General features: G+C 65.5%; 24 protein-coding genes. 16 read left to right on the plus strand and 8 right to left on the minus strand.

All coding sequences use genetic code 11. The annotated features are described in order from the left end of the window. The first annotated feature begins 39 nt into the window (after positions 1–39). The 4 genes from I6F21_RS09450 (at position 40) to I6F21_RS09465 (ending at position 2,705) form a co-directional block, all read left to right on the plus strand. Positions 40–285: an acyl carrier protein gene (locus I6F21_RS09450; RefSeq protein WP_015688794.1), complete on the plus strand. Its 246-nt coding sequence runs from the start codon at positions 40–42 to the stop codon at positions 283–285. Further along, positions 272–1,654, plus strand: coding sequence for a fatty acid--CoA ligase family protein (locus I6F21_RS09455; protein WP_036036568.1), 1,383 nt, complete (start codon positions 272–274; stop codon positions 1,652–1,654). Before I6F21_RS09450 ends, I6F21_RS09455 begins: the two co-directional genes overlap by 14 nt. Further along, on the plus strand, positions 1,647–2,369 hold the full coding sequence (locus tag I6F21_RS09460; protein ID WP_036036570.1) for an SDR family NAD(P)-dependent oxidoreductase: 723 nt from the start codon (positions 1,647–1,649) through the stop codon (positions 2,367–2,369). Before I6F21_RS09455 ends, I6F21_RS09460 begins: the two co-directional genes overlap by 8 nt. Positions 2,370–2,495: 126 nt before the next feature. Then, a complete protein-coding gene (locus I6F21_RS09465; protein WP_225183070.1) occupies positions 2,496–2,705 on the plus strand; it encodes a hypothetical protein in 210 nt (69 codons plus the stop codon). A 4-nt stretch (positions 2,706–2,709) separates the two neighbouring features. On the opposite strand, the gene I6F21_RS09470 is transcribed toward I6F21_RS09465, so the two are convergent. Beyond that, complete coding sequence (locus I6F21_RS09470; protein ID WP_225183137.1) at positions 2,710–3,093, minus strand: hypothetical protein; 384 nt, start codon at positions 3,091–3,093, stop codon at positions 2,710–2,712. A gap of 216 nt (positions 3,094–3,309) precedes the next feature. Here I6F21_RS09470 and I6F21_RS09475 point away from each other — a divergent pair, with 216 nt between their 5' ends. Then, positions 3,310–4,461 carry a DUF3095 domain-containing protein gene (locus tag I6F21_RS09475; RefSeq protein WP_225183071.1) on the plus strand — a complete coding sequence of 384 codons (1,152 nt, stop codon included), beginning with the start codon at positions 3,310–3,312 and terminating at the stop codon, positions 4,459–4,461. On the opposite strand, the gene I6F21_RS09480 is transcribed toward I6F21_RS09475, so the two are convergent. The 3 genes from I6F21_RS09480 to I6F21_RS09490 form a co-directional block, all read right to left on the minus strand. Beyond that, the gene (locus I6F21_RS09480) at positions 4,458–4,892 is read right to left on the minus strand and encodes a DUF2147 domain-containing protein (RefSeq protein ID WP_035997687.1); all 435 of its coding nucleotides are present in this window, start codon (positions 4,890–4,892) and stop codon (positions 4,458–4,460) included. The two genes, I6F21_RS09475 and I6F21_RS09480, sit on opposite strands and share 4 nt — an antisense overlap. Before the next feature lie 109 nt (positions 4,893–5,001). Continuing rightward, positions 5,002–6,387 (minus strand): MATE family efflux transporter, encoded by a 1,386-nt coding sequence (locus I6F21_RS09485; RefSeq protein ID WP_035997689.1) that lies wholly within the window; start codon positions 6,385–6,387, stop codon positions 5,002–5,004. Between the two features lie 82 nt (positions 6,388–6,469). Then, positions 6,470–6,997 (minus strand): GNAT family N-acetyltransferase, encoded by a 528-nt coding sequence (locus tag I6F21_RS09490; protein ID WP_225183072.1) that lies wholly within the window; start codon positions 6,995–6,997, stop codon positions 6,470–6,472. 237 nt (positions 6,998–7,234) lie between these two features. On the opposite strand from I6F21_RS09490, the gene I6F21_RS09495 reads away from it, so the two are divergent. The 11 genes from I6F21_RS09495 to I6F21_RS09545 all read left to right on the plus strand — a co-directional run bounded on the left by I6F21_RS09495 (position 7,235) and on the right by I6F21_RS09545 (position 15,326). Further along, complete coding sequence (locus I6F21_RS09495; RefSeq protein WP_027573470.1) at positions 7,235–7,831, plus strand: superoxide dismutase; 597 nt, start codon at positions 7,235–7,237, stop codon at positions 7,829–7,831. 257 nt (positions 7,832–8,088) lie between these two features. Beyond that, entirely contained in the window at positions 8,089–8,700 is a 612-nt protein-coding gene (locus tag I6F21_RS09500; RefSeq protein WP_225183073.1) for a permease, read from the plus strand. Continuing rightward, a complete protein-coding gene (locus I6F21_RS09505) occupies positions 8,697–9,197 on the plus strand; it encodes a hypothetical protein (RefSeq protein ID WP_035997695.1) in 501 nt (166 codons plus the stop codon). The genes I6F21_RS09500 and I6F21_RS09505 overlap by 4 nt, the downstream gene beginning before the upstream one ends. Before the next feature lie 56 nt (positions 9,198–9,253). Continuing rightward, entirely contained in the window at positions 9,254–9,496 is a 243-nt protein-coding gene (locus I6F21_RS09510) for a hypothetical protein (RefSeq protein WP_035997699.1), read from the plus strand. A 2-nt stretch (positions 9,497–9,498) separates the two neighbouring features. Next, on the plus strand, positions 9,499–10,254 hold the full coding sequence (locus tag I6F21_RS09515; protein ID WP_225183074.1) for an ABC transporter ATP-binding protein: 756 nt from the start codon (positions 9,499–9,501) through the stop codon (positions 10,252–10,254). Between the two features lie 6 nt (positions 10,255–10,260). Next, positions 10,261–11,130: a metal ABC transporter permease gene (locus I6F21_RS09520; RefSeq protein ID WP_035997704.1), complete on the plus strand. Its 870-nt coding sequence runs from the start codon at positions 10,261–10,263 to the stop codon at positions 11,128–11,130. Positions 11,131–11,132: 2 nt separating this feature from the next. Next, positions 11,133–11,996: a metal ABC transporter substrate-binding protein gene (locus tag I6F21_RS09525; RefSeq protein ID WP_035997758.1), complete on the plus strand. Its 864-nt coding sequence runs from the start codon at positions 11,133–11,135 to the stop codon at positions 11,994–11,996. A gap of 56 nt (positions 11,997–12,052) precedes the next feature. Continuing rightward, positions 12,053–13,120, plus strand: a complete 1,068-nt coding sequence (locus tag I6F21_RS09530; protein WP_225183075.1) for a GTP-binding protein — start codon at positions 12,053–12,055, stop codon at positions 13,118–13,120. Next, complete coding sequence (locus I6F21_RS09535) at positions 13,120–14,139, plus strand: WD40 repeat domain-containing protein (RefSeq protein WP_225126490.1); 1,020 nt, start codon at positions 13,120–13,122, stop codon at positions 14,137–14,139. Before I6F21_RS09530 ends, I6F21_RS09535 begins: the two co-directional genes overlap by 1 nt. Before the next feature lie 30 nt (positions 14,140–14,169). After that, positions 14,170–14,886 (plus strand): MgtC/SapB family protein, encoded by a 717-nt coding sequence (locus I6F21_RS09540; RefSeq protein WP_036021362.1) that lies wholly within the window; start codon positions 14,170–14,172, stop codon positions 14,884–14,886. 101 nt (positions 14,887–14,987) lie between these two features. Further along, complete coding sequence (locus I6F21_RS09545; protein WP_192893073.1) at positions 14,988–15,326, plus strand: hypothetical protein; 339 nt, start codon at positions 14,988–14,990, stop codon at positions 15,324–15,326. A 151-nt stretch (positions 15,327–15,477) separates the two neighbouring features. Here I6F21_RS09545 and I6F21_RS09550 read toward each other — a convergent pair whose 3' ends face one another. From I6F21_RS09550 to I6F21_RS09565, 4 genes are all read right to left on the minus strand, one after another. Further along, positions 15,478–16,920, minus strand: a complete 1,443-nt coding sequence (locus tag I6F21_RS09550; RefSeq protein ID WP_035997714.1) for a homospermidine synthase — start codon at positions 16,918–16,920, stop codon at positions 15,478–15,480. 59 nt (positions 16,921–16,979) lie between these two features. Beyond that, a complete protein-coding gene (locus I6F21_RS09555; protein WP_035997765.1) occupies positions 16,980–17,369 on the minus strand; it encodes a RidA family protein in 390 nt (129 codons plus the stop codon). A gap of 147 nt (positions 17,370–17,516) precedes the next feature. Continuing rightward, positions 17,517–18,104, minus strand: coding sequence for an N-acetyltransferase (locus I6F21_RS09560; RefSeq protein ID WP_035997718.1), 588 nt, complete (start codon positions 18,102–18,104; stop codon positions 17,517–17,519). A 134-nt stretch (positions 18,105–18,238) separates the two neighbouring features. Next, entirely contained in the window at positions 18,239–19,381 is a 1,143-nt protein-coding gene (locus tag I6F21_RS09565; protein WP_035997723.1) for a type III PLP-dependent enzyme, read from the minus strand. Between the last annotated feature and the right edge of the window lie 646 nt (positions 19,382–20,027).

Consider the following 20,027-nt stretch of genomic DNA (forward strand, 5'->3'; position numbering starts at 1 on the left):
CCGCCGCAACAACGAGATCGATAACAAAGCGAGCCAGCCATGTCGGTAAGGTCAAAGGTCATTGAAGCGATTCAGCAGATCGCCAAGGAGCAGCACGTCACGCTTCCCGCCCTCTCGGACGATCTGTCCCTGCATGAGACGGGCTTCGACTCGCTCGCCTTCGCCATCCTGGTCGCCCGCCTCGAGGACGAGACCGGCGTCGATCCCTTCACCATTTCCGAGGACGCAGCGTTCCCCGCCACGGTGGGCGATTTCGTGCGGGCCTACGAAAATGTCCCCGCGTGAGATCTTTGCACTTCGCGACCATCTGGGCGCGGAGCTGAAAGGCCGCACCATCTCCGATGCGCATGATGTCGTATCGCTGACGGGCATCCTGTCGCACACTGTTCTGGGCGGGCGGCTGCACGAGCTCTCTGGCCGTGCCGTGCTGCTCAAGCTGTCGGACCAGCTCCGGTCCGGCCTTGCCATGATCGAGCTCGACGGCATCGCCCGCCGCATGCTGTTGTGTCCGCCGGACCTCAACCCGGCGCATCTCGACGCCTTGATCGCGGATGCCGGGATCGATGCCGTCGTCACCGACGAGCCCGAACTCTGGGCGGCGTCCGGCGTGCCGCTGGTCGTCACCGCGCAATTGCCGCCGCAAGCCGCCGCGCCGGCCAAGACCGCGCGCGGCACCGAATGGCTGATGCTCACCTCGGGCACCTCGGGGGTGCCAAAGATCGCCGGCCATACGCTGGAAGCGCTGACCGGCGCGATCGTCGCCGAAGGCCCATCGCGCGGACCTGCACCGGTCTGGGCAACGTTCTACGACATCCGCCGCTATGGCGGCCTGCAAATCTTTCTCCGTGCCATCCTCTCCGGCGGTTCGTTGGTGCTGTCCGATCCCCATGAGGCGCTCGCCGATCACGTCGCGCGGCTGAAGGCGCGCGGTGTCTCGCATATCTCCGGCACGCCTTCGCATTGGCGCAAGCTCCTGATGAGCGGCTCGGCCGCCCAGTTCGCCCCGGCTTACGTCCGTCTCTCCGGCGAGATCGCCGACCAAGCCGTGCTCGACGGCCTGAAGGCGGCATTCCCCCATGCGTCCGTCGGCCATGCCTATGCCTCGACCGAGGCCGGCGTCGGGTTCGCCGTCAATGACGGGCTGGAAGGCTTTCCGGCCGACTATCTCGGCAACCGCAACGGCGTCGAGATGAAAGTCGTCGACGGCTCGCTGCGCATCCGCTCGACGCGCACGGCTCATGCCTATATCGGCCGCAACGCCTCCGCGCTCACCGACGACGACGGCTTTGTCGACAGCGGCGACATCGTCGAGCTGCGCGGCAACCGCTATTATTTCGTCGGCCGGCGCGGCGGCATCATCAATATCGGCGGGCTGAAGGTCCACCCCGAGGAGATCGAGGCGGTGATCAACCGCCATCCGGATGTGCGGATGTCGCGCGCGAAGTCGCGCAAGAGCCCGATCACCGGCGGCATCGTCGTCGCGGACGTGATCCTCACCGAGGGCACCGATCCGGCGCGCGCGAAAGAGATCCGCGACCAGATCCTGGATCTGTGCCGCGCCCAGCTCGCATCCCACAAAGTGCCGGCGGTGCTCCGCTTCGTCGAGGCGCTCGACGTCACCCCGGCCGGAAAACTGGCGCGCACCGATGCATAACGTTCTCGTCACCGGCGGCAGCCGCGGCATCGGGCTTGCGATCGGCAAGCGCCTGGTTGCTGCCGGCTTCAACGTCATCGCGGCGGCGCGACGCGAGAGCGACGAGCTCAAGGCGGCCATCGCGGCCGCCGACGGGCGCCTGCATTTCCGTGCCTGCGATCTTGCCGTGATCGATGCAATCCCGGCCTTCGCAAAGCTCGTGCGCGACGAATTCGGCCCGATCTACGGCCTCGTCAACAATGCCGGTCTCGGCACCGAAGGCCTGCTGGCCACCATGCACAATTCCGAGATCGAGGCACTGGTGCAGCTCAACGTGCTGTCGCCGATCATCCTCACCAAATATGTGGCGCGCCAGATGATGGCCGACGGCACTGGGCGCATCATCAACATCTCCTCGATCATCGCGACGACAGGCTATAACGGCCTCTCCGTCTACGGCGCGACCAAGGCCGCCGCGACCGGCTTCACCCGCTCGCTGGCCCGTGAGGTCGGCAAGCTCGGCATCACCGTGAACGCGATCGCGCCGGGCTTCATCGACACCGAGCTCACCCACAATCTGTCTGAGGAAGGCCGCAAGCGCATTGCGGGCCGCAGCGCGCTGCGCCGGCTGCCGGAGACGGATGACGTCGCGCGCATGGTGGAATACCTTTTGGGCGAAGGCGGCCGCAACGTCACCGGCACCGTGTTCACCATCGATGCCGGGAACACGGCGTAGACGGAACCCGGCTGCCACAATTGCGTTGATCGTGCGCAATGACAGCCAGCCGGATTTGGTCGTAAGATGCCCCGCAATCGATTGGTTTACGTCAATCGATCTGCCCTAAACGAAGGGGAGCAGTCGATGGCCACTTCAGACATGACCGCTTCAAGCCGGGCCCTGAAAGAGCCGGTGCGTGTGAAGTCGGATGAAGTTCGCTGCCCGCCGATGTCGCATCAGAATTCCGGCGCTCACGGCCACGAGATGTATCCGCAACAATTCGTGCGTTTGATCGGCTGCCACGACGTCCCTGCATCCCAGCTGCGCAAGCGTCAGGACGAGAAGCTGCACTAGCCGCTCACGGCCGCTGCTTCGGCAGGTCGAATCGTTCGTGTGAAAATTCCGGCGGCCCTTCGGTGAGGCGGCGAATGCGGCGCTCGCGCTCGTCTGGCGGCAATGCCGGATCGAGCAGTAACTCGATCTCATGCACTGCGATCTCTTCGATCTTGGTCGCGTCCGATACGACCGGGTGCGCGGGCGCGGAGACGGGGAGTGCCAACTTCAGCCCCAGCTCGATCAGCTTGCAGATCGCATCCGAGCGGGTCAGGCGGTGAGCTTCAGCCCAGGCATCGACCGCCTCCGTCAATCTTTCCGGCATCTTCACCGCGCTGATCGGGTCGACACCCGTGCGCCGGCGGACCGGACAGGTGGAGTCCTTGCTGCTGAAGTCGGACACCTCGATTTTCCCATGCAACCCCTTGGAGCCGACCGACGATAGCCGCTCTCCCCGGATGGCCGTTTGATGCCGATCAATGATCCCGCCGGGGCATTGCAAGGCGGCCGCATCTTGTTGTCCGGGCCGCTTTCGGCCAATGATCGAAACGGGGCGCGAGCCAGCGAACCCGGATCGATCCTGCCACGTATCTTGCTTCGCATTCCCAACAGTCCGGCAATCCCGATGAGCTCAGGCGAGTCCTTCTATGGCGGCATTCCCGTCTTCCGAGGCTTCACCAGCCTGATGGATCCTGCGCTTTATGCGCCGCTGCCGGACGACTGGAGCATCGGTGTTGCCGATATCGTCGATTCGACCAAGGCGATCGCGGCGCAGCGCTACAAGGCCGTGAACATGGCGGGTGCCGCCGTGATCGCGGCGGTGACCAACGCGCTGCAGGGGCGGGAATTTCCCTTCGTGTTCGGCGGCGACGGCGCCAGCTTCGCGGTGGCGCCAGACGACGTCGAGCTTGCCCGCCAGGCGCTGGCTGCGACCGCGACCTGGGTGCGCGAAGATCTCGATCTGACCCTGCGCGTCGCCTTGGTGCCGGTCAGCGTCATTCGCACACACGGCCTCGATGTGCGCGTCGCCCGGTTCGGGCCGTCGGCCAACCTGTCCTATGCGATGTTTTCGGGCGGCGGGCTCGCCTGGGCCGACGCCGCGATGAAGCGCGGCGAGTTTGCCGTCGAGGAGGCGCCTGGCGGCACGCAGCCGGACCTCTCCGGCCTGTCGTGTCGTTTCGAGGTGATGCCGGCGGCGCGCGGCCTGATCCTGTCGGTGCTGGTGATGCCGGCGCGCGGCGTCGATCCGCAGGCCTTCCGCAAAGTGATCGAGGACATCATTCATCTCGTCGAGCGCAGCCCGGAGGGTGGCCGGCCGGTGCCGCCGCAGGGGCCCCCGTTGAAATGGCCGCCGCAGGGCGTGGAATTCGAGGCCCGAACCAGGCGCGGGGGGCCGCTGCTCGCGCGCAGAGCCAGCGTACTGGCCTATACGCTGTTCGCTTATTTCATCATGCGCTTCGACATCAAGATCGGCGGTTTCGTGCCCAGCCTCTACAAGCGCCAAGTGGTCGAGAACTCGGACTTCCGTAAATACGACGACGGCCTGCGCATGATTCTGGACTGCACGCCGCAGCTCGAGCGCGCCTTGAACGATCGTCTCAAAGCCGCCGCGCGCGAGGGCATCGTGCGCTACGGCCTCTACCAGCAGGACGCTGCGATGATGACCTGCTTCGCGCCGTCGGCGCTGCGCAGCGATCACGTCCATTTCATCGACGGCGCGCGCGGCGGCTATGCCTCGGCGGCGACGGCGTTGAAGGCGATGATGGCAGCGGGTTAGCGCCCCGCGCGCGTCCAGGTCTCACCGCCGCAGAGCGCGCCGACGCAGCCTTCGACCCGCAGCGCGTCCGCGCCAGTCAGGCTGATGTTGCTCGCATAGGTGCTGCCGTCGTCCGCATTGTAGATCTGGCCCGACCATTTGTTCGGTCCCGTCGGCTCCATGCCGCTGAACAATGGCAGGCCGATCATCGGGCGCCTGGCGAGCGCGGGATTGGGATTCTTGCTGTCGGTGGCGGGCTGACCGGTCGCGCTGTCCATGGGCTCGCGCAGCCAGACGATGTGGCCGCAGATGCCGCCGCCGCATTTGCTGATCTTGACGCGTGCATCGCCCGCCTGCGTGAGCCAGGTCCCGTCGGCGCTCTGCGCATAGGCGGAAGGCGCACCGATCAGCGCAGCCAGAATGACGGTGAGAGCGACGAATCTGAATGTCATGGAGAGGAGCCCTGGAATGGAGGCGACTCCATAGCAGCAAATCGAGCGCGCGCAACGCCCGAAGGAATCACATCTCTGAGCTTATCTGCCGGCGCTTATTTGCCTGCGATCATTTGCCCCAGCGCGCGAATGCGACCGAGGCGGCGGTCGAAAGCCCGAACACGACCATGGCGCCCCCGACCAGCGCGAAGAGGGTCCAGGCCGGAGCCTGCGCGGTCATCAGTCCGATGCCGCCGATCGCGACGATCAGAAGCCGTGCCGTCGAGGCGAGCACGGGCCCGCCGACGCGTGCGGCGCCTTGCGAAGAGAAGTAAAGCGACACGCCCATGCCGAAGAACACGAAGGCCGGACCGGCCCAGTGGAAATAGCTGTGCGCTGCGGCGGTGACGCCGGGATCGCGGGTGAAGAGCCCGACCCACAGTGACGGCGCGAGCGCAACGACGAGACCGATCAGCCCCACCGTGAGTCCCGAGGCGGCAGCCGCGGTCCAGGCGACACGCCGCGCGCGCTTCACATGCCCGGCGCCGATCGCCATGCCGACCATCGGCACCGAGGCGATGCCGAAGGCGAAGGTGATCGGGATCAGCAGAAATTCCAGCCGCGAGCCGATGCCGTAGCCGGCCAGCATCTCGGTGCCGAAGGTCGCGAGGATCTTCGTGAAGATCAGAATGGTGAGCACGGTCTGCAGCGGCGACAGGCAGGCCACCGCGCCGACTTTGAGAATGTCCAGGAACATCGCGCGCTCGAAATGAAAGGCGCGGACATCCAGCGGCAGCCGGCTGCGCCCCGACAACAGATACCAGATGAAGAAGATCGCCGCGCAGCTGAACGCGATCAGCTGCCCGCTCGCCACGCCCGGCATGCCGAATTGCGGCACTCCGAACAGGCCGAGCCCCAGCGTGCCGCCGAGCACGATCTGCAGCGCGCTCGCGCCGATCAGAATCATTGAAGGCAGGCGCATGTCGCCGGTACCGCGGATCACCGAGGCCAGCGTGTTGACGAGCCAGATCGCGACCGCGCCGGAGAACAGCACCTGCGAATAGCCGCTGGCCTCCTCGAGCACGCGCTCGCGTCCGCCGAGCAGCGCGAAGAAGGAGCGGCCGAAGGCGAGCATCATCACCGTAAAGAACAGCCCGCCGCAAAGGCCGATGATGGCGGCATGCAGCGCCAGCGTCGCGGCGCGGTCGCGATCCCCTGCGCCGAGGGCGCGGCTGATTGCGGACGAGACGCCGCCGCCCATCGCGCCCGCGCTCATCATCTGCGTCAGCATCGCGAACGGAAACACCAGCGCGATCGCGGCGAGCGGGATGGTGCCGAGCCGGCCGATATAGGAGGTCTCAGCCACTGCGACGAGCGTGCTGCCGACCATCGCGATCATGTTGGGGATCGCGAGCCGCAGCAGCGTCGGCAGGATCGGCGCGGTCAGGAGGCTCGCGATGGGGGAGGCGACCGGCGCAACCGGCGGGACGGCATCTGCGGGGGCGTCGATCGTCATGTTCACCGGGCGGAAAATTAAATGATGACCGACATATTATAAGAGAATGAGCCGGCCGGCGCAGCCCTGGCTCACGCAGGGCTCACCACGGCAGGCCGCATAGGTCGATGGTGCCCAGCGTCGGCGCGCGCACGATGTGGAAGACATAGGGCGCCATGTAGGTGAACCGAATCCGCCCTTCCGGCTGTTCGCAATAGACCTCGCCTTTGAACGGCAGCCAGCTCCGGGCCTCGTAGAACGCGAAATTGTGCGGCTCGCAGACCAGTAGGGCGAACCGAACCGCCTCGTTGGCGCGCATGGTATGCACCGCCGCGTCGATCGCCACGGTCGCATAGCCACGGCCGCGCTGGTCCTCGCGCGTCGAGACGCCGCCGATGCCGCCGATATGAACCTTCTGTCCATTCCAGGTGATGGTGCGGAAGTAGATGCCGACATGGCACACGAGACCATCCTCGGGCGTCTCGACCAGCACGCGGAGATCGGCATTGGCCCATTTGACATGAGCCCAGTGCTTGCCTGCGACCAACTGCGGTGCCCAGACCGCCTGAAGTAGCGGCTCGGCCCTCGGCCACGAGGCGTCGCCGTTCAATATGTCGATCTCGATGCTCATGGCGTCGTCCTCCACAGCTCCGCTTCGTGGCGCGTTTGTTCTGTCTTAAGCGCCTCAAAGGCAATGATATTTTACAGCGAACCGCAGGCCTGATCGACACGGCCGGTTGCGACGAATTTGTGCATTCAGGCAGGACGCGCCAAGTTTTCGCAAATTCTGAGGTATTTAATGGCGGCGGAACCTTCTATAAGGGGTGACCGTTAGAACTCGTTCCCCACCAGTTGCGGACAAGAAGCCATGACCTTTACGCTGCCCCCACTTCCTTACGCCTATGACGCCCTTGGCCAGTACATGTCGAAGGAGACGCTGGAATATCACCACGACAAGCATCATCAGGCCTACGTCACCAACGGCAACAACGCGCTCAAGGGGACCGAATGGGAAGGCAAGTCCCTTGAAGAGATCGTCAAGGGCTCGTTCGGCAAGAACCCCGCGGTGTTCAACAACGCCGGCCAGCACTACAACCACATCCACTTCTGGAGCTGGATGAAGCCCAATGGCGGCGGCACCAAGCTGCCGGGCAAGCTCGAGAAGAAGATCAACGAGGACCTCGGCGGCTTCGAGAAGTTCAAGACCGACTTCCAGGCGGCCGGCGTCGGCCAGTTCGGCTCCGGCTGGTGCTGGCTCCAGGTCAAGAATGGCAAGCTCGAGATCTCCAAGACCCCGAACGGCGAGAATCCGCTGGTGCACGGCGCCACACCGATCCTCGGCTGCGACGTCTGGGAGCACTCTTACTACATCGACTATCGCAATCGCCGTCCCGACTATCTCAAGGCGTTCGTCGAGAACCTCGTGAACTGGGAATACGTGGAGTCCCTGTTCGAGAAGGCGTGACAGGTGTCATTCCGGGGCGCGGGAAGCGCGAGCCCGGAATCCATTTGTCTGCTCGGGTGACGCCCGATGGGTTCCGGGTTCGGCGCTGACGCGCCGCCCCGGAATGACAGAAACAAAGGCGGTCGCAGGCGCGACCGCCTTTTTGCTGTGCGGAATTGCCCTGCGTGGCGCGCGCATGGGTCTGTCGTCACACCGTTTGCATCGGGGGAACACCGCCCTTAATCAGAACGGGCATCACCCTCGAGCGACCCAGCCCGTTGTCAGAACCTTCCCCGAACAATCCGGTGCCTGGCGGCGACGCGGAATCCGAGCCGCGGCCGGGCCGGGTCCGCAAGCCGATCGGCTGGTCGACCGTCATCATCGCAGCTCTGGTGGCGGTGAGTGCAGCACTGGTCTGGCGGCGGGACGGCACCGACGGCGTTCTGGACATCCTTACCCACGATCTCTCCTTGTTTTCGGGCATCCTGCCGCGGGTGCTCGCCGGCTGCCTGCTCGGGGCCTTCATCTCGGAGATCTTGCCGCACGAGAAGGTCTCGCGCTCGCTCGGGCCGAAATCCGGCCTGATGGGCCTTTTGATCGGCACCGCGTTCGGCGCGATTCTGCCCGGCGGTCCCTTCACCGCCTACCCGGTGGCGAGCGCGCTGCTCGCGGTCGGCGCCGATTTCGGCGCCACCATCGCCTTGGTCGTGAGCTGGACGCTGATCGGCTATGGCCGGGCGGTCGCCTGGGAAATCCCGATCATGGGCACCGATTTCACGCTGTGGCGGATCGTGATCTCGCTGCCGCTGCCGGTGCTCGCCGGCGCCCTCGGCCGCTTCGTCTATGTCAGGCTCTATCCGAAGCCGCTCGCGAAGGACGACGAGAGTTGAGCGCAGCGCTTCTGATCGACATCCTGCTGTGGAGCTCGGTGCTGGGCGTCGGGCTGATCGCCTTTCGTCGTGGGCGTCCGGTGTTCGTGGCCTCGCTGCGCGAGGGCACGATGGACTTCGTCAACATCGTGCCGCGGATCGCGCTTGGCGTGATCGGCTCCGGCTACATCGCGGCCATCATCCCGCAGGAGGTGATCACCGGCTGGCTCGGCCCTGATAGCGGCTGGCTCGGGGTTGCCACCGCCGTGGTCGCCGGCGCCGCCACGCCCGGCGGTCCCGTGGTCGGCTTCTCCATCGGCACCGTGGCGTTGAAGTCGGGGGGCGGGGTGCCGCAGGTGGTTGCCTATGTCGTCGCCTGGGCGCTGTTCGCCTTCCAGCGGGTGATCTTGTGGGAGATCCCGTTCATGCCCGCCCGTTTCGTCTGGTTCCGCTGCGCCGTCTCGGTGCCGTTCCCATTCGTGGCAGCCGCCATCGCCATGGTGATCGGCAAGCCCTGAGCCGCGATGTCAGTCCCGCCGTGGACAGGCGTAATGTTATAATATAACGTCCGCAAATGGCTCCCGCCGCGTCCCACGCCCACCAGCACGACCATGCTCATGGCCATTCCCATGGTCACGGCCATGGACATTCGCACGGGCACGATCACGCCCACGCCCATGTCCACGATGCGACCTCGCCGCATCCGGCCCAGACCGCGCCTTGGTCGATCCTGCGCATGACCATGGCGGGCCGTCTCGCGGCCGCGCTCGCGGTCTGTGCTGTGCTGTGGGGCATCGTCTTGCTGGCGATGAGGTGACGATGGCAGCGCTGCACTTTCACAACGTCACGCTCGGCTATGACCGGCACCCCGCCGTGCATCATCTCAGCGGCGAGGTCGCGCCGGGCGCGCTGGTCGCCGTGATCGGCCCGAATGGCGCCGGTAAATCGACGCTGTTGCGCGGCATCGTCGGCATCCTCAAGCCGCTCGACGGGACGATCCATCTCGGCGGGCTCGACGCCCGCGACATCGCCTATCTGCCGCAGAGCGCGGAGATCGACCGCAGCTTCCCGATCTCGGTGTTCGATTTCATCGGCACCGGGCTGTGGCGTGGCACAGGCCTGTTCGGCGGCATCGGCAAGGCCGCGCGCGACAAGATTCTCCGGGCAATCGGAGCAGTTGGCCTCAGCGGTTTTGAGAACCGCCCGATCGGCACGCTCTCCGGCGGTCAGATGCAGCGCGTGCTGTTCGCCCGTGTGCTGCTCCAGGATGCCAGCCTGATCGTGCTCGACGAACCCTTCAACGCCATCGACAGCAAGACCACCGCCGATCTGCTCGCGCTGGTGAAGCGCTGGCACGGCGAGGGCCGTACCGTGCTCGCCGCGCTGCACGACATGGAGACGGTGCGCAACCACTTCGCCGAAACGCTGGTGCTGGCGCGCGGCCCGGTCGCGTGGGGCCCGACGGCGGAGGTGCTGACGCCGGAAAATCTGCTGGTCGCGATGCGAATGTGCGAGGCCTTCGACGACAGCGCGGCGGCCTGCGCGGCCGATGATATCAGCTCGCGGGCGGCCTGATATCCGATGCTCTATGACGCGCTGATCGGTCCGTTCACCGAATTCGAGTTCATGCGGCGCGCGCTCGCCGCGGTGATCGCGTTGGCGCTGGCGGGGGCGCCGATCGGCGTGTTCCTGATGCTGCGGCGGATGAGCCTCGTCGGCGACGCCATGGCGCACGCGATCCTGCCTGGCGCGGCGGTTGGTTTCCTGCTCTCCGGCCTCAATCTGTTCGCGATGACGGCCGGCGGCCTGGTCGCCGGCTTTGCCGTCGCGATCCTCGCTGGCGTGGTCGCACGCTCGACCGGGCTGAAGGAGGACGCCTCGCTCGCGACCTTCTATCTCGCTTCGCTTGCGCTCGGCGTCACCATCGTCTCGATCAAGGGCACCAACATCGATCTCCTGCACGTGCTGTTCGGCAACATCCTCGCAATGGACGATCAGACGCTGTTGGTGGTCGCCTTCAACGCCACGGTGACGCTGCTGGTGCTCGCGGTGATCTACCGCCCGCTGGTGATCGAGAGCGTCGATCCCCTGTTCCTGCGCACCGTGAGCCGCGCCGGTGGCCCCGCCCATCTCGCCTTCCTCGCGCTGGTCGTCATCAACCTCGTCAACGGCTTTCAGGCGCTGGGCACGCTGCTGGCGGTGGGGCTGATGATCCTGCCTGCGGGCATCGCAAGGTTCTGGTCGCGCGATCTCACCGCGATGATCTGCATCGCCGTCATTGCTGCCGGGGTCTCCGGCTATGCCGGCCTCGTGCTCTCATTCCAGACCCGCGTGCCCTCGGGTCCCGCGATCATTCTGGTAGCGACGGTGCTCTACATCGTCTCCGTCCTGTTCGGCCGCGTCGGCGGCATCGTCCGGCAGCTGTTTCCCGGCCGGCATCTGGAAGCATGACGATGCGGCTCATCCTGGTTTGTGCGCTGTTGCTGATCGCCTCGCCGCTTGAGGCCGCGGAGCGGCTCAACGTCGTCGCGAGTTTCTCGATCCTCGGCGATTTCGTCCGCAATGTCGGTGGCGACCGCATCAACCTGACGACGCTGGTCGGGCCCGACAGCGACGTCCACGTCTATACGCCGGCCCCTAGCGATGCCAAGCGGGTCGCGGCGGCGAAGCTCGTCATCGTCAACGGGCTCGGGCTGGAGGGCTGGCTGCCGCGCCTCGTGCAATCCGCAGGGAGCAAGGCCAAGGTGATCACCGCAAGCGCCGGCATCGCGCCGCTGAAGCTGGGCTCGGCCGCTGATCCCCACGCCTGGCAGTCCATCCTGAACGCCAAGATCTACGTCACCGACATTGCGAGCGCGCTCGCCACGGCCGCTCCTGACGATGCGGAGTTCTTCCGCGCCCAGGCCAAGGCCTATCTGGAAAAGCTCGAAGCCCTCGACCGCGAGGTCCGCGACGCTGTCGCAAAAATCCCGCCGGAGCGGCGCAAGGTGATCTCCACCCATGACGCCTTCGGCTATTTCTCCAGCGAATACGGTATCCGGTTCATCGCCCCCCGGGGCGTCTCCACGGAGAGCGAGCCGAGCGCGCGAGATATCGCCGCCATCATCGGCCAGATCAAGGCCCAGAAAATCCCGGCCGTGTTCCTTGAAAATATCAGCGACGATCGCCTGATCCGGCGGATCGCCGCCGAGACCGGCGCCAAGGTCGGTGGCACCCTGGTTTCGGACGGTTTGACCGGCGAAAAGGGCCCTGCACCCACTTACATTGACATGGTCAGGCACAATATAAAGGCCCTGACCAGCGCGCTTGACCATTAGGGCAGGGGCCACCCCGCCTCGCGTCGCGCGAAAAAGCCTTGAAGTCCGGAGTTGTTATGTCTGACGCGACCTCCCAGAAGATTCCCGTGACCGTGCTGACCGGCTATCTCGGCGCCGGCAAGACCACGCTGCTCAACCGCATCCTGTCGGAGAACCACGGCAAGAAATACGCCGTCATCGTCAACGAATTCGGCGAGATCGGGATCGACAACGACCTCATCATCGGCGCCGATGAGGAAGTGTTCGAGATGAACAACGGCTGCATCTGCTGCACCGTACGAGGCGACCTCGTCCGCATCATGGACGGCCTGATGAAGCGCAAGGGCAAGTTCGACGCCATCATCGTCGAGACCACCGGTCTTGCCGATCCCGCCCCCGTCGCGCAGACCTTCTTCGTCGATGAGGACGTGCAGAAGAACGCCCGGCTCGATGCGGTCGTGACGGTCGCCGACGCCAAATGGCTGTCCGACCGTTTGAAGGATGCACCAGAGGCCAAGAACCAGATCGCCTTTGCCGACGTCATCGTTCTGAACAAGACCGACCTCGTCAACAAGGGCGAGCTCGCCGAGGTCGAGGCCCGCATTCGCGGCATCAATCCCTATGCGAAGCTGCATCGCACCGAGCGCTGCGCGGTGGCGCTGGCCGACGTGCTCGACCGCGGCGCGTTCGATCTCGACCGCATCCTCGACATCGAGCCTGACTTCCTGGAGGCCGACGATCATGACCACGATCATGATCATCACCACGATCATGATCATCACCACCATCACGGCCACGATCACCATCACCATGATCACGGCCACGGCCTGAAGCACTATCACGACGAGGAGATGCAATCGCTCTCGCTCAAGACCGACAAGCCGCTAGATCCCAACGTGTTCATGCCCTGGCTGCAGAACCTGGTGCAGGTCGAGGGCGGCAAGATCCTGCGCTCCAAGGGCATCCTCGCCTTCCACGACGACGACGATCGCTACGTCTTCCAGGGCGTCCACATGATGCTGGAGGGCAACCACCAGCGGAAGTGGAAGGAGGGCGAGCCGCGCGAGAGCCGCCTCGTCTTCATCGGCCGCGAATTGCCCGAAGAGGCGATCCGCAAGGGTTTCGAGAGCTGCATCGTCTCGTGATGAAAGAGTTTACGCCAGCGCCCGAGTCCGCTTCGATCGTTTCCGTCACCGACCGCGTCCAGCCGATTGCGCTCGGCATGGCCGTGACCTCGGTGCATTTCCTGAAGGATCGCGCCGCCTTCGTCGGCGGCGAGGAGAACGTCGCATTCGTCGATGCCAATTGCGAGATCACCACGGTTGCCGTGCATAGCGGCGGGATTCTCTCGACCGCCTCCGACGGCAAGCGCCTCGTCATGGGCGGCGACGACGGCAAGGTCGTCTCGCTCGACGCCAAGGGCGAGGTGACGCTGCTCGCCACCGATCCCAAGCGGCGCTGGATCGACGCGGTGGCGCTGCACGCCGACGGCGCGTTCGCCTGGTCGGCCGGCAAGACCGCGACCGTCAAGAGCGGCAAGGCCGAGGAGAAGTCGATCGACGTGCCCTCGACCGTCGGCGGCCTTGCCTTCGCGCCGAAGGGCCTGCGGCTCGCAATCGCGCATTACAACGGCGTGACGCTGTGGTTTCCGAACATGGCGGGATCGGCCGAATTCCTGCCCTGGGCCGGTTCGCATCACGCGGTCACCTTCAGCCCCGACAACAAATTCCTGGTCACCGCGATGCACGAGCCGGCGCTGCACGGCTGGCGGCTCGCCGACAACAGGCACATGCGCATGACCGGCTATCCCGGCCGCGTCCGCTCGATGTCGTGGAGCGCCGGCGGCAAGGGGCTGGCGACCTCGGGCGCCGACACCGTGATCATCTGGCCGTTCGGCAGCAAGGACGGTCCGATGGGCAAGGAGCCCGCGATGCTCGCGCCGCTGCAGGCGCGCGTCTCCGCGGTCGCCTGTCATCCCAAGAACGACATCCTCGCCGCCGGTTACAGCGATGGCACCGTGCTGATGGTCCGTCTGGAGGATGGTGCGGAGATCCTGGTCCGCCGCAATGGCACGCCGCCGGTGGCCGCGATCGCCTGGAACGCCAAAGGCACGCTGCTGGCCTTTGCCGACGAAAATGGGGACGGCGGTCTGCTCGAGCTTTAATCTGTCATGGTTCCCGCCGTATAGGGAACCATGCGATTTCTGACGACCTTCCAGCTTGCCGACTTTGGCGACACCCTGGTCAGCCTGATCACGGCCTTCGTGCTGGGCACGCTGATCGGCGCCGAACGGCAATACCGTCAGCGCACCGCGGGGCTGCGCACCAACGTGCTGGTCGCGGTGGGCGCTGCCGCCTTCGTCGATCTCGCCATGCAGCTGGATGGCGCCGACGGCGCGGTCCGGGTGATCGCCTATGTCGTCTCCGGCATCGGCTTCCTGGGAGCCGGCGTCATCATGAAGCAGGGCATGGATGTGCGCGGGCTCAACACCGCGGCGACGCTGTGGGCCTCGGCCGCGGTCGGCTCCTGTGCGGGCGCCGACATGATCGCACAGGCGGCCGCGCTGACCGTGTTCGTCATCGCCGGCAACACCATGCTGCGCCCGCTGGTCAACGCCATCAACCGCATCCCGCTGAACGAGAAGGCGCTGGAGGCGACCTACTATTTCAAGCTCGCAGTTGCGGCCGACGCCTTGCCCGACATGCGTGACCGCCTCGTCGACAAGCTCGAAGCGGCGAAATATGCCGTGGCCGATATCGAAGTCGCCGAGATCAGCGAGGGCATTCTGGAGATCGCCGCCAAGCTGGTTGCGACCGCGGTCGACCCGAACGAGCTGAACGCGGTCGCGACCGATCTGCAGCATCTGCCAGGCGTCCGGCATGCAACATGGGAAGTCAGCACGACGGAGTAGCGCGGCGTTTTGGCGCGTGCGGGTGGGTTCCGCGCGTTTTCAGGTTCCGGAACCGGCGCGCCCCAGTTTCGTTGATTCCGCGAACAAAGGCGGTGATCGACATGCCCGGCCGAGATGACAAACGTAGACTGAAGCTCAACCTGACAATCGCCGGTGCGCTGTTCGCAGCAGGCGTTGCGGTGTCGGTGATGTCCCTGGCGCAAATCCGCGCCGAAAGCCGCATGCAGCTGGCGCAGGCGACGCCCCCGCTCCAGGGCACCCCGTCCGACGAACAGAGCAAGGTGCCCGCGGAGGCGAAGCCCGGCGGTGATCGCCCGACCACGCCGGCCCCCGAGCCGGCACGGCCGGATCCGCAGACTCAGGGCGCGGCTGGTGCGGCCAAACCGGCGCTGCCGCCGGCCCCGGCCGAGAAGATCGCGCCGCCGATGGAGAAGAAGTAGTTTTTCCGGTCATTCCGGGGCGCGCGAAGCGCGAACTACGGTGCGCAATTGCGCACCGGAGAATCCATTTACCTGCAGAGTCTGCCGCCCGATGGATTCCGGGCTCGCGCCAATTGGCGCGCCCCGGAATGACGGGCGGAGAGAGCCCGCCTCACCGCACCAGAATATTCCGGAACTGCCAGGGATCGCTGGTGTCGATATCTTCCGGGAACAGTCCCGGACGATCCGTCAGCGGCGTCCAGTCGGTATAAAAGCCCTTCACCGGGCCGAGATAGGGCAGCTGAATTTCGAGCAGGCGCTCGAAATCCATCTCGTCGGCCTCGACGATGCCTTCGTTCGGGTTCTCCAGCGCCCAGACCATGCCGCCGAGCACGGCGGAGGTCACCTGCAGGCCGGTGGCGTTCTGGTAGGGCGCGAGCTCGCGGGTCTCTTCGATGGAGAGCTGCGAGCCGAACCAATAGGCGTTCTTGTCATGGCCGAACAGCAGCACGCCGAGCTCGTCGATGCCGTCGACGATCTCGTTCTCGTCGAGGATGTGGTGCTTTTCCTGCATCTTCCCGGCGCGGCCGAACATTTCATGCAGCGACAGCACGGCATCGTCGGCCGGATGGTAGGCATAGTGGCAGGTCGGCCGGTAAATCGCCTTGCCCGACGCATCGCGCACGGTGAAGTAATCGGCGATCGAGATCGACTCGTTGTGGGTGACGAGGAAGCCATACTGGGCGCCGCGGGTCGGGCACCAGGTGCGCACGCGCGTGTTGGCGCCGGGCTGCATCAGATAGATGGCAGCGCCGCAGCCGGCTTCATGGGTGTGCGCATTCTCGGGCATCCATTTCTCGTGGGTGCCCCAGCCGAGCTCGGATGGCTGCATGCCTTCCGACAGGAAGCCTTCCACCGACCAGGTGTTGACGAAGACGTCCGGCTCCTTCGGCTTCTTCGAACGCTGGGTGTCGCGCTCGGCGATGTGGATGCCCTTGATGCCGGCCTGCCGCATCAAATCCGCCCATTCGCCCTTGGTCTTCGGCCTGGGCGCATTGAGCTTCAGATCGGCCGCGACATTGAGCAGCGCCTGCTTGACGAAGAAGGAGACCATGCCGGGATTGGCGCCGCAGCAGGAGATGGCTGTGGTCGAGCCGGCGGGGCGCGCCTTCTTGGCGGCCAGCGTCGTTTCGCGTAGCGCGTAATTGGAGCGCGCTTCCGGACCCTTCGAGGAATCGAAATAGAAGCCAAGCCAGGGCTCGTTGACGGTGTCGATGTAGAGCGCGCCGAGCTCGTTGCAGAGCTCCATGATGTCGGTCGAGCCGGTATCGACCGACAGATTGACGCAGAACCCCTGGCCGCCGCCCTCGGTGAGCAGCGGGGTCAGCACCTCGCGGTAATTGTCCTTGGTCAGCCCTTTCTGGATGAAGCGGACATTGTGCTTCTCGCAAAGCGCCTTGCGGCCCTCGTCCTTGGGATCGAGCACGGTGATGCGCGACTTGTCGTAGTCGAGATGCCGCTCGATCAGGGGCAGCGTGCCTTTGCCGATGGAGCCGAAGCCGACCATGACGATGGGGCCGGTGATCTTCGCGTAGATCTGCGAGGGAGGGCTCATGGGATGGGTTCTCCGGAACGTGCTGGCAGTGAGGGATGGATCAGGCGCTGCGGCGCTTGTCAGATGCTGCGGCGCTTGGCGGTGACTTCGATCTCGACCTTCATCTCGGGCCTCGCCAGACCAGAGACGACCAGCAAGGTCGCCGCCGGCCTGATGTCGCCGAGGACCTCGCCGCAGACGGCGAAGTGGGCATCGATATAGCTGGCGTCGGTCACGTAATAGGTCGCACGGACGATATCGGCCATCTCGAATCCGCCCTCCTGCAGGGCGGCGGCGATGGTCTTGAAGCAGTTGCGTGACTGGCTCGTGACATCTGATGGCATCGTCATCGTGGTGTAGTCATAGCCGGTCGTTCCCGCGACGAAGGCGAACTCGCCGTCGATCACGGCACGGCTGTAGCCGACGGACTTCTCGAGCGGGGAGCCGGTGGAGATCAGGCGACGGGACATGGTCATGGGCCTCGACTGAAGGGGGTGTTTCGCGGGGTTAAAGGGCGTTTCCGGCGCCTGCGCAACCCCAAAGGAACGGGCCTCGCGCAGGCGCGGCAGGGCGTTGCCGCTCAATGCGGCTGCGGTCGTCGCTACACGAGCGATCCCTCAGGCCGCGTGCGCCTCAGGCGCGCGAACCGACCTCCGTTTGGGCAGGGCCGCGCCGGTCGGGACGATCATCCCGGCGGCGCCATCAAGCGCGCCATCAGTGAACTCGATCGCCAGCAGGCGGTTGCGCTCGAACGGGCCGGGCAGCGACAGCTCGGCGGTCTTCTCGGCTGTGAAGCCGAAGCGGGCGTAATAGGGGGCATCGCCGAGCAGGATCACGGCGCCATGCCCGCGCGCCCGGGCGGCAGCCAGCGCTTGTTGCATCAGCGCGGCGCCGATCCCGAGCTCGCGGCAGGCAGGGTCGACCGCCAGCGGTCCGAGGACCAGAGCGGGCCTGCCTCCGGCGCTGACATGCCACAGCCGCACGGTTCCCACGAGCTTGCCCTCGCGCATCGCCGACAGGGCAAGGCCTGCGGCGGGCGCGCGTCCGTCGCGCAGGCGCTGGCAGGTGCGGCCATGGCGGTTCTCGCCAAAGCAGGCATCGAGCAGCGCTTCACGCGTCGCGACGTCTCCAGCACGTTCCGCACGGATCACGAACGGAGCGGCTTTCGAGGTGAGGGCAACTTGCGGCTTCCGAGGAGCAGTCATGGCACGTCAGTCCCCGCTTGAACCGGCGTGCGCACAGCACGCCTGTCCAAGACGTCGTCAGAAATCGAGATGTTGGATGAGGAGCCGGCGGACCGGCTCCCGGGTTCGTCAGGCCTCTGGAAAAGAGAGGCGGATCAGATGTGGTACGTCCGCAGCGGCGGAATGCCGTTGAACGCCACCGACGAGTAGGTCGACGTATAAGCCCCGGTGCCTTCGATCAGCACCTTGTCGCCGATCTCGAGCGTCACCGGAAGCGGATACGGGGTCTTCTCGTACAGCACATCGGCGCTGTCGCAGGTCGGACCTGCGAGCACGCACGGGGTCATGTCCGCGCCGTCGTGACGGGTGCGGATGGCGTAGCGGATCGACTCGTCCATGGTCTCGGCGAGACCGCCGAACTTGCCGATGTCCAGGTACACCCAGCGCACCTCGTCCTCATCGCTCTTCTTCGAGATGAGCACGACCTCGGATTCGATGATGCCGGCGTTGCCCACCATGCCGCGGCCCGGCTCGATGATGGTCTCCGGGATCTGGTTGCCGAAGTGCTTGCGCAGCGCGCGGAAGATCGAGCGGCCGTAGGTGACGACCGGCGGCACGTCCTTCAGGTACTTGGTCGGGAAGCCGCCGCCCATGTTGACCATGGACAGGTTGATGCCGCGTTCGGCGCAGTCGCGGAACACCTGCGAGGCCATCGCCAGTGCACGGTCCCACGCCTTCACCTTGCGCTGTTGCGAGCCGACATGGAAGGAGATGCCGCACGGCTCCAGGCCCAGGCGCTTGGCGAGGTCGAGCACCTCGACCGCCATCTCCGGGTCGCAGCCGAACTTGCGCGACAGCGGCCACTCGGCGCCGGCGCAGTCATAGAGGATGCGGCAGAACACCTTCGCACCGGGAGCGGCGCGGGCGATCTTCTCGACCTCGGCGGCGCAATCGACCGCGAACAGGCGAATGCCGAGCGCGAAGGCGCGAGCGATGTCGCGCTCCTTCTTGATCGTGTTGCCGAAGGAGATGCGGTCGGGCGTCGCACCCGCAGCCAGCGCCATCTCGATCTCGGCGACCGTGGCGGTGTCGAAGCAGGAGCCCATGGACGCCAGCAAGGCCAGCACTTCCGGCGCCGGGTTCGCCTTGACGGCATAGAACACGCGGCTGTCGGGCAGCGCCTTGGCGAAGCTCTGGTAATTGTCGCGCACGACCTCGAGGTCGACGACGAGGCACGGCTCGGTGTCGAGGCCTTCGTTGCGGCGGTTGCGCAGGAATTCCTGGATACGTTCGGTCATGGCACTCTCCAACGGTCCCAGCGACGGGAGCCGTATCAACGTGACGTCTGATGAGAGTGCTTCGGCCGCATCGCGCGATGGAGGCGCGCTGGGGCCAAAAAACTCAAACCAGACTGTGCTGCCGTGGATTGGTTGGGAGAGTTTCCCGCCCGCTCACCTGGCAATGAAGGACAAGCCTTTTCAGTAGCCCGCGCCGGCGTTGGACTGCCGGTAGAGACCAAAAAAGCCCGATCCGTCGTTGCTTTAAGTCGCGTCCCCCGTTGAGAGCGGGGTGCGCCGGTTCGCCTCCGGCTGCCAGTCACGGTTGCAAAGAGCGAAGTCACCTTCGACATGGCATCTCTTTGAGAGAGATGCTGGGCGCTCCGGGTTTGCTTCGGTCGCTCGACGTTTCAGTCTCGACTTCCGCACTTCCGAAGAGCCCCTCGGCTTCTTCACCCCTTGGCGGCTGTCCGGCCTCTTGTCCGGATACCTACCGACTGACACACGACCACAGGCACGTGCGAAATTGGGCAAGTCCGCACATAAGCGTTTTGACTCTGGTTCGCAAGAATTTTTTTAGGCTGCGGACAGGATTGCCTAACATCTGCTTGCGCACTGTTGCGCGAGCGACGCGGAAGATGAACGCGCGTTAAGTTTTCGCCGCGCA

The sequence above is a fragment of the Bradyrhizobium sp. NBAIM03 genome (assembly GCF_020194055.1).
Lineage (GTDB): Bacteria > Pseudomonadota > Alphaproteobacteria > Rhizobiales > Xanthobacteraceae > Bradyrhizobium > Bradyrhizobium yuanmingense.